Annotated in this window: 10 protein-coding genes; 5 read left to right on the top strand and 5 right to left on the bottom strand. The window is 76.5% G+C overall.

What is annotated here, in order from left to right; all coding sequences use genetic code 11:
• Positions 1 to 15: 15 nt before the first annotated feature.
• On the bottom strand, positions 16 to 735 hold the full coding sequence (locus tag ACFXAM_RS18770; RefSeq protein WP_380292526.1) for an ABC transporter ATP-binding protein: 720 nt from the start codon (positions 733 to 735) through the stop codon (positions 16 to 18).
• A 329-nt stretch (positions 736 to 1,064) separates the two neighbouring features.
• Here ACFXAM_RS18770 and ACFXAM_RS18765 point away from each other — a divergent pair, with 329 nt between their 5' ends.
• From ACFXAM_RS18765 to ACFXAM_RS18750, 4 genes are all read left to right on the top strand, one after another.
• Positions 1,065 to 4,373 carry an FtsX-like permease family protein gene (locus tag ACFXAM_RS18765; protein ID WP_380292524.1) on the top strand — a complete coding sequence of 1,103 codons (3,309 nt, stop codon included), beginning with the start codon at positions 1,065 to 1,067 and terminating at the stop codon, positions 4,371 to 4,373.
• Positions 4,370 to 7,219 carry a hypothetical protein gene (locus ACFXAM_RS18760; protein ID WP_380292522.1) on the top strand — a complete coding sequence of 950 codons (2,850 nt, stop codon included), beginning with the start codon at positions 4,370 to 4,372 and terminating at the stop codon, positions 7,217 to 7,219. The genes ACFXAM_RS18765 and ACFXAM_RS18760 overlap by 4 nt, the downstream gene beginning before the upstream one ends.
• Positions 7,220 to 7,304: 85 nt before the next feature.
• Positions 7,305 to 8,297: an ABC transporter ATP-binding protein gene (locus tag ACFXAM_RS18755; RefSeq protein WP_380292520.1), complete on the top strand. Its 993-nt coding sequence runs from the start codon at positions 7,305 to 7,307 to the stop codon at positions 8,295 to 8,297.
• Between the two features lie 73 nt (positions 8,298 to 8,370).
• A complete protein-coding gene (locus tag ACFXAM_RS18750; RefSeq protein ID WP_380292518.1) occupies positions 8,371 to 8,946 on the top strand; it encodes a helix-turn-helix domain-containing protein in 576 nt (191 codons plus the stop codon).
• Positions 8,947 to 8,991: 45 nt separating this feature from the next.
• On the opposite strand, the gene ACFXAM_RS18745 is transcribed toward ACFXAM_RS18750, so the two are convergent.
• The 4 genes from ACFXAM_RS18745 to ACFXAM_RS18730 form a co-directional block, all read right to left on the bottom strand.
• Entirely contained in the window at positions 8,992 to 9,903 is a 912-nt protein-coding gene (locus ACFXAM_RS18745; RefSeq protein ID WP_380292516.1) for a squalene/phytoene synthase family protein, read from the bottom strand.
• A 129-nt stretch (positions 9,904 to 10,032) separates the two neighbouring features.
• On the bottom strand, positions 10,033 to 10,923 hold the full coding sequence (locus ACFXAM_RS18740) for a dihydrodipicolinate synthase family protein (protein WP_380292515.1): 891 nt from the start codon (positions 10,921 to 10,923) through the stop codon (positions 10,033 to 10,035).
• Between the two features lies 1 nt (position 10,924).
• Positions 10,925 to 11,740 carry an aldolase gene (locus ACFXAM_RS18735; RefSeq protein WP_380292513.1) on the bottom strand — a complete coding sequence of 272 codons (816 nt, stop codon included), beginning with the start codon at positions 11,738 to 11,740 and terminating at the stop codon, positions 10,925 to 10,927.
• Positions 11,741 to 11,939: 199 nt separating this feature from the next.
• The gene (locus ACFXAM_RS18730; protein WP_380292511.1) at positions 11,940 to 12,125 is read right to left on the bottom strand and encodes a hypothetical protein; all 186 of its coding nucleotides are present in this window, start codon (positions 12,123 to 12,125) and stop codon (positions 11,940 to 11,942) included.
• Between the two features lie 367 nt (positions 12,126 to 12,492).
• On the opposite strand from ACFXAM_RS18730, the gene ACFXAM_RS18725 reads away from it, so the two are divergent.
• Positions 12,493 to 13,108, top strand: a 616-nt coding sequence (locus ACFXAM_RS18725) for an AAA family ATPase (protein ID WP_380292509.1), incomplete at its 3' end; no start/stop codon positions are given.

Genomic DNA, 13,108 nt, shown 5'->3' with positions numbered 1-13,108 from the left:
CCCCGCCGCCGACCGTCAGCCGGCGACGGCGCTCTCCTCGACGATCCGCCCGTCGCGCAGCTCGACCACCCGGTCGGCCAGCTCCATCAGGTTCGGGTCGTGCGTGGCGACCAGCACGGTGACGCCCTCGCTGCGCACCACCGCGCGCAGCAGCTCCATGATCGAGCGGCCGGTCTCGGAGTCCAGCTGGCCGGTCGGCTCGTCGGCGATGATCAGGTCGGGCTCGTTGGCCAGCGCCCGGGCGATCGCGACCCGCTGCTGCTGGCCGCCGGACAGCTCGCCGGGCCGCTGGTTGGCGTGGTCGGCCAGCCCCACCAGCGCCAGCAGCGTGCGGGCGCGCTCCTCGCGCTGGGCGGCGGGCACCTTGCGCAGCCGCATCGGGACGCCGACGTTCTCGGCGGCGGTGAGCACCGGGAGCAGGCCGAAGGACTGGAAGACGAAGCCCAGGCGGTCCCGGCGCAGCGCGAGCCGGCCCTCCTCGTCGAGCCCGCCGAGGTCGGTGCCGTCCAGGGTGATGGTGCCGCCGGTCGGGCTGTCCAGGCCGCCGACCAGGTTGAGCAGGGTGGTCTTGCCGGAGCCGGAGCGGCCCTTGAGCGCGGTGAGTTCACCGCGGCCGATCGCGAAGGAGACGCCGCGCAGGGCGTGCACGGCCCGCTCGCCGGTCCCGAAACTGCGGTGGACATCGGTGACGGCCACCATGGGAGCGGTCACGGTGCCGGCCGGTTGCTGCGTCATTGCGGCGTCCCCCCTGGGTGTGCCGGCCGTCCCGCCGACGGGGCGGCCGGTTTTCATTGAAATGTTCATGCCTTCGAAATGCCGGTCCGGCTGACGTGCCGTCAGGGGTGTTCCGGCTCCGGTTCGGAGCATTTGCTCATTACTTATATCCTTCGCGCAAGTCCCTTCCTTTCGCTGGCCGGATCTGACAGCATCGTCCGCTATCCGGTGATCAAGCGCCGGTGATCACCTGACGGCGCCCCTGCGGGCGCCCATCCGCGCAGTGGGAGACGTGCGCCCGGTCCGGGCGGCGCGGCGCGGACACCATTGAGGACCGGGGGAGGAACGGGATGCTCGGCTTCGTCGTGCGCCGACTGCGCGGGCGACTGCCCCTGGCCGCCGCCGCCCTGCTCACCGTACTGATCACGACGGCGGTGCTCACCGCACTGGTCGCCTTCCAGCGCACCGTCGGCGAGGTCGGACAGCGCCAGGCCCTCCAGGGCCGCGGCCATCCGAGGACCACCGTGGTGGTCAACTCCGAGCACGGGCTGGACCGGCGGACCAAGGACGACGCGGCGGTGGGCGACTACGCCCGCACCCTCTTCGGCGACCTGCCGGCCGAGACCCGCGGCCTGTCCCGCAGCCGCTCCTACGGCCTGCCCGCCGCGGCGGGAGGCGCCGGGAGTGCCCCGACGGGCAACCCGCAGGGCAGCCCGCAGGCCGCCGCCCCCAGGGACGACGACCTCACCCTCCTCGCCGCCCTCGACCGCCGGTACGTCCGGCTGCTCGCCGGCACCTGGCCCGCCGCCGCGAGCGGCGCGTCCGGCCCGGTCGAAGCGGCGGTCCCGCAGTCCGTGCTCACCCGCCTCGGCCTCGCCGCCGAGGCCCTGCCCGCCGAGGTCCGGCTCACCGACCGCTACGGCGGCGCGCCGCTCGCCGTCCGGATCACCGGCGTCTACGGCGCCACCGACCCCACCGACCTCTACTGGCGCCTCGACCCGGTCCAGGGCCGCGAGATCCTGGTCGGCGGCTTCACCACCTACGGCCCGCTGCTCGTCGACGACACCGCCTTCACCGCCGCCGGCATCCCGCAGAACGGCCGCAGCTGGCTGCTCGACGCCGACTTCACCGGCGTCGGCGCCGGCGCCGTGGACGCCCTGCGCGACCGGATCACCCCGGCCCGCGACGCGCTGGACAAGAACGCCGGACTGGTCGCCCGCACCGAACTCCCCGACCTGCTGCGCGAGCTGGACTCCAGCGCCATGGTCGCCCGCTCCACCCTGCTCATCGGCGCCCTCCAACTGATCGTGCTGGCCTCCGCCGCCCTGCTGCTGGTCGTCCACCTCATCGCCGGCCGCCAGCAGGCCGAGAACGCCCTGCTCGCCGCCCGCGGCGCCTCCGGCCTGCGGCTCGGCGGCTTCAGCGCCACCGAAGCCCTGCTGCTCGCGCTGCCCGCCGCCCTGCTCGCCCCACTGCTCACCCCGCCGCTGCTGCGCGTCCTCGGCGGCTTCGGCCCGCTGCGCCACGTCCCGCTGGACACCTCGCTGCGCTGGACCCTGTGGCCGGTCGCGATCGCCTGCGCCCTCGGCTGCGTCCTGCTCGCCGCCGTGCCCGCCCTGCTGCGCGGCGCCGGTGCCGCCGTGCTGCGCCGGGCCGGCAGCCGCCAGGCCCTGGCCGCCGGCGCCGCCCGCTCCGGCGCCGACCTCGCCCTGCTCGCCCTGGCCGTCCTCGCCTACCAGCAACTCTCCCAGTACAGCGGAGGGTTGTCGCCCGACGCGGACGGCCGCCTCGGCCTCGACCCGGTCCTGATCGCCACCCCCACCCTGGCCCTGGGCGCCGGCACCCTGCTGGCGCTGCGCCTGCTGCCGCTCGCCGCCCGCCTGGGCGCCCGGGTGGCCGCCCGCGGCCGCGGCCTCGGGCCCGCGCTGGTCGGCTGGCAGCTCGCCCGGCGCCCCGGCCGGGCCGGCGGACCGGTCCTGCTGCTGGTGCTCGGCGTGTCCACCGGCGTCCTCGCGCTCGGCCAGCACGCCACCTGGAACACCTCCCAGCAGGACCAGGCCTCCTTCGCCACCGCGGGCGGCCTGCGCATCCACGGCGCCCACACCGCCCCGCTCGGCCAGGGCAGCCGGTTCGCCGAACTGCCCGGCGGCGACCGGCTCATCCCCGTCAGCCGCCAGGAGCAGTCGCTGCCCGACAACAGCCACGGCCAGATCCTCGCCGTGAACGCGGCGGCCTTCGCCGAGCGCGTCCCGGTCCGGCCCGACCTGCTCGACGGACAGGACCCGAAGCGGCTGTTCACCCCGCTCACCGAGAACACGCCCGCCGGCGCCGCGACCGGGGTCACGCTGCCCGGCCGCCCGCAGCGCATCGAGGCCGAGGTCACCTTCACGCCCGATCACGCACCGGCGGACCCCGGCGACGCGTTCGCGTCGTCGGTCAAGCCCCCCGAGGCCTGGCTGCTGCTGCGCGACCGCTACGACGTCTCCTTCGTCGTCCCGCTCAAGGGCATCCCCGCCTCCGGCGAGGGCCGCGCCACCGCCGACCTCGCCGCGCTCACCGACGGCGGGCTCAGCTCCGTGTCGGCGCCGCTGACCGTCGTCGGCGTGAACCTCGCCTTCGACGGCTCCGACGGCGGCACGCTGACCGTGCGCCGGCTCGCCGCCGCCGACAGCGCGACCGCCCCCGCGGCGCCGGTCACCGTCCCCGCAGGCCTCGCCTGGGCCGGTGCCGGCGACGGCACCGCGCGCGACACCCGGGTGAACGTCCTCGCCGACCCCTCCGACGACCGGCGGCTGCTGAGCGTGAGCTTCGCCGCCGGCCCCCACAGCACCGGCAACCGGCGTGTCGTCATCACCCCGGCCGGCGTCCGGCCGCAGACCGAGATCACCGGCGTCGCCACCCGCGGCTACCTGACCGCCACCGGCTCCGACGTCGGATCCACCGTGCGGGTGCCGTTCGGCCTCGCCACCGTGCAGGTGCGGATCACCGGCGAGGCCGCGTCGCTGCCCGTCGTCGGCGACAACGCCCTGCTGGTCGACCTCGGCACCGTCGGGCGGGCGCTCGCCGCCACCGGACACGAGACCCCCGTCCCCACCGAGTGGTGGCTGCCCGCCACCGGACCGGACGACCCCACCCCCGCCCGGGCGGCCGCCGCCCTGCGCGCCGTTCCCAACACCCCCGGACTCCAGCTCCGCGACGAGGTCGCCGCCGACCTGCTCGGCGACCCGCTCAGCGCGGCCCCGCAGAACGCGCTCGCCGCCATCGCCGTCGTCACCACCGCGCTCGCCGCGATCGGCTTCGGCGCCGCCTCGGCCGCCGCCGCGGGCGAACGCGCCCGGGACTCCGCACTGCTGCTGGCCCTCGGCACCCCCAGGCGCCGCCTGGTGCGCGCCGCCGCCGCCGAACAGGCCGCCCTGGTCGGCCTCGGCAGCATCGTCGGCCTCGCCCTCGGCGCCCTGATCGTCCGGCTGATCGTGCCGCTCGTCGTGCTCACCCCGGCGGCCCGCCGCCCCGTCCCGGAGGCCGTCGTCGACCTGCCGCTCGGCACCGCCGTGCTGCTGGCCGCCGCGATCGCCGCCGTCCCCCTGCTCTCGGCCCTGCTCGGCGGTCGCCGCCGGCGCGACGTGGCCCAGCGCCTGCGGCACCTGGAGGAGATGTGACCAGCCCGGCCGACACCGCGACCCCCCGGTCCGCGGACACCGGCCCGGGGGCCGCCCACCGCCCCGCGGCCTGGGTGCGCACCCGGCTGCGCGCGGCCCCGCTCGCCGCCCTGCTCACCGCCTTGCTCGCGTTCGGCACCGTCTTCCTGGCGGCCGCCTTCCCCCGGCTCCTGGACCGCACCGCCGACCAGGGCCTGCGCGACTTCCTGCGCGACCGGGGACCGGCGGCCACCAGCATCCTCGCCACCGCCGACCTCGGCGGCGACGCCTCGAACCCGAACGACCCCGCCGGCGGCCGGCCCGACAACGCCCAGCGCCTCGACGAGGACGCCGCCCGGCTCGTCGCGCGGACCGGCATCCTCGGCGTGGGCCCCGGCGGCCCGGTCTACGGAGCCCGCAGCGGCAAGCCGCGCACCCTCACCAATCCCGGCCTGGCCCGGCCCGACGAGGCCGACCCCGACCTGGACCTGCTCTACGTGCAGGGCCTGCGCGACCACGTGACCCTCGCCGAAGGCAGCTGGCCCGGCACCCCCACGCCCAACGAGCCCGTCCCGATCGCGGTCAGCCGCAACGTCGCCGAGACGGTCGGCTTCCACCTCGGCGACATCCTGAAGACCGCCTCGGCCTCACCCGACGACACCGCGCCCCTGGCCAAGGTGGTCGGCATCGTCGAGGTCACCGACCAGAACGACCCCTACTGGAGCGAGCTGCCCTGCCCCAACCGGGCCTGCCTCAACTTCACCAGCGGCAAGCGGCCCGCCGCCTACTGGCACAGCGCCGGCCTCGTCGACGCCTCCGCCCTCCCGCAGATCAGGACCTGGCACACCGGCGCCCAGGACTTCTGGCGGCTGCCCGTCGACGTCGACGGCCTGCGCGCCGACCGGATGGCCGCGACCGAGCGGGAGCTCGCCTCCTACCTCACCGGGCACACCGCCAACGCGCTGGCGAACGCCACCGACCGGGTCGGCCTGCGGATCAGCTCGCCGCTGCCCCCGCTGCTCCGCCAGGCCGTCGCCCGGCAGGAGGCCGCCGCGCCGCTCTCCTCGATCGGCCCGGCCGGGCTGGCCGGCGTCGGCGTGGTCGTGCTCTGCCTGGCCGCCGCGCTCGCCGGCGACCGCCGGATCGCGGAACTGCGCCTGCTCCAGGCCCGCGGCGGCTCCCGCACCGGGGTCGTCCGGCGCCTGCTCTCCGAGGGCGCCGTCACCGTGCTGCCCGCCGCGCTCCTGGCCACCGCGCTCGCGCTCCTGCTGCTGCCCACCCCGCGCTGGGGCGGCGCGCTGCTCGCCGCCACGGCCGTCGCCCTGTTCTCCCTGCTCGCGCTCCCGCTGCGGGCCGCCCGGCTCTGGTCCCGGCCCCGGCCCGGCGGCGCCCGGCGGCGCCTGGTCGGCGAACTCGCCGTCCTGGGCCTGACGGTCGCCGCCGTGGCCGAGGTCGGACGGCGCGGCGTGGCCCCCGAGGGGGCGGGCGCCGACCCGCTGCTGGTCGCGGCGCCCCTGCTGCTCGCCCTCACCGGCGGACTGCTGCTCGCCCGCCTCCAGCCGCTGCTGCTCGGCGCGCTCGCCCGCGCCACCGCCCGGCGCCCCGGCGCCATCGGCTTCCTCGGCCTGGCCCGCGCCGCCCGCGGCTCCGGCGCCGGGCAGCGCCCCTCGGTGCTGCCGCTGCTCGCGCTGCTGCTCGCCGTCACCACCGCCGGCTTCGGCGCCACCATCCTCGGCGCCGTCGACACGGCGCGCACCGCCGCCGCCCGGCTGAGCGTCGGCGGCGACGCCTCCGTGGTCGTCCCGATCGGCGTCACCGTGTCACCGGAGTTCGCCGACGCGGCCGGCCGTCTGCCCGGCGTGCGGGCCTCCGCCCGGATCTGGGCCGACACCGAGGTGTTCGTGCTCGGCGGCACCGGCGCGGTCCGGGTCTTCGCCGTGGTCGCCGACCCGGCGGCCTACGCGGAGATCTCCCGCTCGCTCGGGCGCGGCGCCTTCGACCCGGCCGCGCTGTCGGGCGGCACCGGCGGGCCGGACGCGCCGGTGCCCGCGCTGATCTCCACGGCGCTCGCCGCGCAACTGGGCCCGGAGGCCACCCACCGGCTGCGGCTGCCGAACGGCGGCGAACTGCTCGTCGGCACCGCGGGCACCGTCGACGGCACCCCCGCCCTCCAGGGCGACGGCCGGCTGTTCGTCGTCCTGCCGGCCGGTCCGGCCGTCGCCCTCGCCCCCGAACTCGACCGCGCCAACCTCTGGCTGGCCACCGGCTCCGTCGACGAGGGCGGGCTGCGGAACCTGGTGCGCGAGAAGATCGCCTCCGGCACCGAACGCAGCGCGGCCGCCGCCGCCGGCGCCTCCGGCCCGGGCGACCTGCCGGCCGGGTACACCGTGCGCACCAGCGTGTCCGTCACCGCCGACCTCGGCGACGACCCCCTCCAGCGCTCCGCCGCCCGGCTGTTCTGGACCGCCGTCCTCGGCGCCGGGTCGCTCGCCCTGCTCGCCGTCCTGCTCACCCTGGTCAGGGCCGCTCCCGAGCGCACCGCCCTGCTCGCCCGGCTGCGCACCATGGGCCTGCGCCCCCGCCAGGGCCTGACCCTCATCCTGGTCGAGACGCTGCCGCAGACCCTGGTCGCGGCCGTCGGCGGCGGCCTCGTCGCCCTCGCCGCGGTCGCCCTGCTCGGCCCGTCCTTCGACCTGTCGATCCTGGTCGGCGCGGACATCGCGCGCGGCCTGCCGGTCGACGTCGCGGCGGTCGCGCTGCCCACCCTCGGCCTCGCCGCGCTCGTCTCGGCCGGCATCGTCGCCGAGGCGTTCATCGCGGGCCGGCGCCAGATCACCACCGAACTGCGCGCGGGGGACCAGCGATGAGACCCCAAGGCCCCCCGGCGACGACACGCCCGCGCCCGACCGACCCCGACCCCAGCACCCCAGCGCCGACGAGAGGAGAGCCGCGGTGAACGGCAGCGCCCAGGACCAGCGGACCGCCCAGGCCCCCACCTTCCAGGAACTCCAGGAACGGGCGCGCGCCGCCGCGGCCGGTCCCCGGGCCGCCCACGACGCGGACGCCGCCATCGTCTGCGACCGGCTGGTGCGCATCTTCAGCGCCCAGGGCGTCGAGGTGCAGGCGCTGCAGGGCCTCGAACTGACCATCCGCCAGGGCGACCTGGTCGCCCTGGTCGGCGCCTCCGGCAGCGGGAAGTCCACCCTGCTGACCATCCTCGCCGGGCTGGACGTGCCGACCGCCGGCACCGCCACCGTCGCCGGCTGCGACCTGCTGGAGATGTCCCCGCGCGAGCGGCTGCGCTACCGGCGCGAGGTGGTCGGCTTCATCTGGCAGCAGACCGCCCGCAACCTGCTGCCCTTCCTCACCGCCGCCGAGAACATCGCCCTGCCGATGCAGCTGCGGGGCCGTCGCACCCACGGCGGCGCGCGTCAGCAGGCCGCCAGGGTCGCCGAGCTGCTGGAGGCCCTGGAGATCGGCGACCTCGCCCGCCGCCGGCCGAGCGAGATGTCCGGCGGCCAGCAGCAGCGCGTCGCCATCGCCGTCGCGATGGCCAACAACCCGCCGGTGCTGCTCGCCGACGAGCCCACCGGCGAGCTGGACTCGGACACCGGGGCGAGCATCTTCGAGGCCTTCCGCACCGTCAACCGCGAACTCGGCGCCACCGTGGTCATCGTCACCCACGACCCGATGGTGGCCGGCGAGGTCCGCCGCACCGTCGCCATCCGCGACGGCCGCACCAGCAGCGAGGTGCTGCGCCGCACCACCACCGACGAGCACGGCGAGGAGTCGGTCAACGAGACCGAGTACGTGATGCTGGACCGCACCGGCCGCGTCCAGCTCCCGGCCAAGTTCCTGGAGGCGCTCGGCATGGAGCACCGGGTCGCCGTCGAACTCGCCCCCGACCACATCGCGGTGCGCCCGGACGACCACGACGGGCACTGACGGACGGGCGTCGCGGTGCTGGGATACTGGACCGGAACGTTCCGCGGTGGCGACAGGTGGTGAGGGGCGGCCCATGAGCAGCCGGGTGAGGGTGCTGAGGAAGCAGAACCGGCTCAGCCTGGAGGCGCTGGCGGCGCGGGTCGGCGTCACCAAGAGCTACCTCTCCAAGGTGGAGCGCGGCCTGAGCGACCCGTCGATCTCCACCGCGCTCAAGCTCGCGCACGCGCTGAACGTGGACGTCGGCCGGCTCTTCTCGGACGAGGTCGAGCCCGAACTGGTCACCGTGGTGCGGGCCGGCGAGCGGACCCCGATGGCCGGGGGGAGCGGTGGGGGCTCCGCCCGCTACGAGGGCATCGCGACCGGGCTGGCCGGCAAGCAGATGGTGCCCTTCATGATGCACCCGCCCCTGGAACCGGGGGACGCACCGTTCAAGTCCCACGCGGGCGAGGAGTTCCTCTTCGTCCACGAGGGCACCGCGGAGCTGGAGTTCCCGGAGCGGACGGTCGTCCTCGCGCCGGGCGACAGCGTCTACTTCAACGCCGCCCTGCCGCACCGCTGCCGCTCCACCGGCGCGGCGCCGGCCGAGATCCTCGTGGTGATCCACGACGACCCGGCCGGCCCCGGCGACCGCGTCCCGACGCTGCCCTGACCCCGCTCCTGCGCCGTCCGTCCGCCGTCCGTCCGCCGCCCGTTCTCAGCGGCGGAAGCGCCGGGCCCGCAGGTACTCGCGGGCGAGCAGGCGCAGTGCGGCCGGTTTGGCCGGGCTCGCGGAACGGCGGAGCAGCGCACCGAGGTCGGCGCGCGCGGCGGCGCTGGTGAGCGTCTCCACCTCGACGACGCAGCGCACCATCGGGCGGTGGGCCTCCGGGACCAGCGCCACCACGGCCCGGCCCTCGGCCAGCGTGCGGTCCGCCGTGTCGAGCAGTTCGCCGAGCAGGGCCCGCACGGCGGGCCGGTCGTCGGCCCGCTCCAGCTCGGCCCGGGTGACGCCGTGCCGCTCCAGCCACCGGACGGGGATGGTCAGCCGGCCGTCCGCGAGGTCCTCGGCGAGGTCGTTGACGAAGTCGAGCCGCTGGCTGCCGTCGATGAAGGTGCGGCAGGCGGCCCGGTAGGCGCTCTGGTCGCCGGGCGGGCCGAGCAGCGCGGCGACGACCATGAAGCCCGGCAGCGAGTAGCCGTCCACGTAGCGCTGGTAGTCCTCCTCGGTGCCGAACCCGGCGAAGTCGAGGTCGGCGTCGGCCGCCGCGAGGTACTCCAGGGCCCGGTCGCGCAGCACGGGGTGGGCGGCCGCGCTGTTCAGCAGCGGACGCAGCCCGGGGTCCTCGGAGCGCCCGGCGGCGAGGCCGTCGGTGACCTCCCGCCGCCAGCGGGCGGCCGCCTCCCGCCGCCCCGCGACCGGGCCGCTGTCGAGCAGGGTGTCGGTGCGGTGCATGAACGCGGCCGCGGTGATCACGTGCGGGACCATCCGCTCGGGCAGCAGCAGTCCGGCCGCCGTCGCGACCTCCCGCCGGTAGCGGGTCACCTGCTCGCGCTGACGCCCGTACTCCGCCCGCAATCCGGGCTCCCGGACCCCCGCCGCGTCCAGCGCCCGCTCCCACCTGCCCACCCGGCCCACCGTTCCTCCCGCCGCTGCCGCCCCGAAGGGCTCCAAAGGCCCGAGCCTAGCCAGCGCACCGCCCGGACACCTATTCGGTGCCCGGGCGGCTGCGGCCGGGTGGCGCTGCGCGCCGGTGGCTCAGGCCGTGGCGGCGAGCAGCTCGGCGAGGCGGACGGTGCCGGGCTCGTCGAGCGGGAGCAGCGGGGGGCGCGGGGTGCCGACGTCGAGGCCGAGCAGGGCCAGGCCGGCCTTGACGGTGGTGGGCAGGCCGCCGCGGAGGATGAACTCCAGGACGGGCAGCTGGCGGTAGAAGACCTCGCGGGCGGTGTCGAGGTCCCCGGCGCGCACGGCGCGGTGGAGTTCCAGCACCGGGCCCGGGATCAGGCAGGGCGCCGCGGTGCACCAGCCGGCCGCGCCGGCCGCGAAGGCCTCCAGCGCCAGCGGGTTGCTGCCGTTGTAGAACGGCAGTTCGCCGTCGGTGAGTTGGGCGAGCCGGTGCATCCGCTGCACATCGCCGCTGCTCTCCTTGACCATGGTGATGTTCTCCACCCGCCGGACCAGCGAGACCATCAGCTCGGGGGAGAGGTCGATGCCGCTGGTGGCCGGGTTGTTGTAGACCATCACCGGGACGGAGACGGCGTCGGCGACCTCGGTGAAGTGCCGGACGACCTCGCGCTCGTCGAGCTTCCAGTACGACTGCGGCAGCACCATCACCGCGTCCGCGCCCGCCCGTTCGGCGAACCGGGCGCGCCGTACGGCGTTGCGGGTGGTGAGGTCGGCGACGCCGACCACGGCGGGCACCCGGCCGGCGACGGCGGCGAGCGAGGTCTCGGCGGTGGTGTACCACTCCCGGTCGTCGAGGTAGGCGCTCTCGCCGGTGGAGCCGAGCGGGGCGACGGCGTGGCAGCCGGCCTCGATCAGCCGGTCGACGAGGGCGGTGAGGGCGGCGGTGTCGACGCCGCCCTCGGCGCCGGGGGCGAACGGGGTCACCGGGTAGGCGATGATCCCCTCCAGCACGGGTCCGGCCATCTCAGGCACCTCCCTCGGTCCGGGTGCCGGCGGTGCCGAGCGCGTCGCCGTGACCGGCCCGCAGCGCGCGGCGGGCGTAGTAGGCGAAGTTGGCCTGGCTGCGCTTGGTGGTGGAGGTCCAGTCGTGGGCCTCCCGGGCGAGGGCCTCGGGTATCTCCTGGATCCGGCCGGCCGCCGAGGCGAGCAGCTGGAGCCGGGCGGCCCGCTCGAAGAGCACGGCGAGGGTGCAGGACTCCTCGACGCCGCCGGCGGCCACCAGCATGCCGTGGTGGGCGAGCAGGAGCGCGCGCTTGTCACCGAGCGTGGCGGAGATCAGCTCGCCCTCCTCGTTGCCGACGGGGATGCCGGGCCAGGTCTCCAGGAAGGCGCAGTCGTCGTGGAGCGGGGTGAGGTCCATGTGCGAGACGACCAGGGGCGTCTCCAGCATCGACAGCGCCGAGACGTGCGGCGGGTGGGTGTGGATGATGCAGGCGACGTCGGGGCGGGCCCGGTAGACCCAGCTGTGGAAGCGGTTGGCGGGGTTCGCCATGCCGTCGCCCTCCAGGACCTCCAGGTCCTCGTCGACCAGCAGCAGGTTGTCCTCGGTGATCTCGTCGAAGCCGAGTCCGAGCCGCTGGGTGTAGTAGGTGCCGGGGCGTTCGGCGCGGGCGGTGATCTGGCCGGCCAGGCCGGAGTCGTGGCCGGCGTCGAACAGGATCCGGCAGGTGAGGGCGAGCTTCTGGCGGACGGTCCAGCCGTTGTCGGGGATGGCGGTGCGCATCCTGCGGTGTGCGAGGTCGACCAGGTCCGCCTTGGCGGTGGTCATGGTGTCGGCCATGCCGGGGTCCTCCTTCGTCCGGGCGGGGGCGGCGTGCCGAGCGGCCCGGGCAGGGCGGGGCGGATGGCACGCCGGTGTCCTGCGGCCGGGGGACCGGCCGGAGAACACATTGTTCACCATAGGACACATCGTGTCCTGATGTCGACGGAGAACCCTCCGGCCGGACGCCCCGGTGCCCGGAGGGTGAGGTGATGACCCGTCAGTTGTCCCCGCCGGTCGGGCGGATGAGGCCGGAGCGCTCGGCGTCCGAGCGCAGATCGCCACCGGGGGCGTCGCCGGTGGCGCGCTCGCCGTGGCCCGCGGCCGTGCAGAGGGCGAAGACGAGCAGGGCGCTCGCCGCGGTGGCGAGGATGCCCAGGGCGGTCAGGACACGGAGCCAGGTCACGGAAGATGCCTCCAGAGGGACGGCGCGAGGAAGTGCCGCCGGTGATATCGGCAGACCGGCCCGCCGGGTCGAGTGTTCCCGGGCGGTTCCGGCCGGGGACCGCTGCACGGACGGTCGTGTGCGCGGGCGGCCGAAGCACCGGTGGCGTGCACCGGAGCGCTCCGTGCGCCCCGGGCGCCGCCGGGGGCGCCCGTCGGGCTCCGCCGCGGCGCCGGGAGCCGGGGAACCGGGCGCGGGCCGGACGGCGTGGATTGTTATCGTTCCGGGTCGGACACGGACGGGATGAGAGAACAGCATGGAAAGGTCGGCCATCGCGGATGGGCCGGGGGCGGTCCCGCCCGGAGCGGGCCGGACGGCGGGGGCGGGGATGGAGCCGCAGGGCCTGGTGGACCTGCGCGGCGAAGCCGGTGCCCCGTTCACCGTGCGCTATCCGGACGACGCGGTCGTGGTGGTCTCCGGACTGCCCGGCAGCGGGAAGAGCACCCTGCTGCACCGCTGGTCCGCCCGCGCCCCGCAGGCCGTGACCGTCGACCCGCGGGCGGTGCACGAGGCCTGTGCCGCCGTCATGCCGGACCGGCTGCCCTACGCGGTCTACCGGCCCTGGGCCCGGCTGGAACACGTCCGGCTGCTGCGCCGCTCGGTGCGCCGGGGCGGTCCGCTGCTGGTGCACGACTGCGGCAGCCGGGCCTGGATGCGCCGCTGGCTCGCCCGCGAGGCCGCCCGGCAGGGCAGGGAACTGCATCTCGTCCTGCTCGACGTCGGCGAGGCCGCCGCGCTGGCCGGCCAGCGGGCGCGCGGCCGCTGGGCGTCGCGACGGGCCTTCGCCCGGCACCGCCGGGGCCTCGGACGGCTGCTCGCCGCGCTCACCGCGCACGCGCGCCACGCCGGCGCGACGCCCGTGCCCGAGGCGGTGTCGGTCCTGCTGCTGGACGGCGCCTCCCGCGCGCGGGCGGCCGAGGCCCGCTTCGGTGCCGGTGTCGGAC

The sequence above is a fragment of the Kitasatospora sp. NPDC059462 genome (assembly GCF_042749955.1).
Classification (GTDB): Bacteria; Actinomycetota; Actinomycetes; order Streptomycetales; family Streptomycetaceae; genus Kitasatospora.
This window is presented reverse-complemented; position numbering and strand designations above follow the sequence as displayed.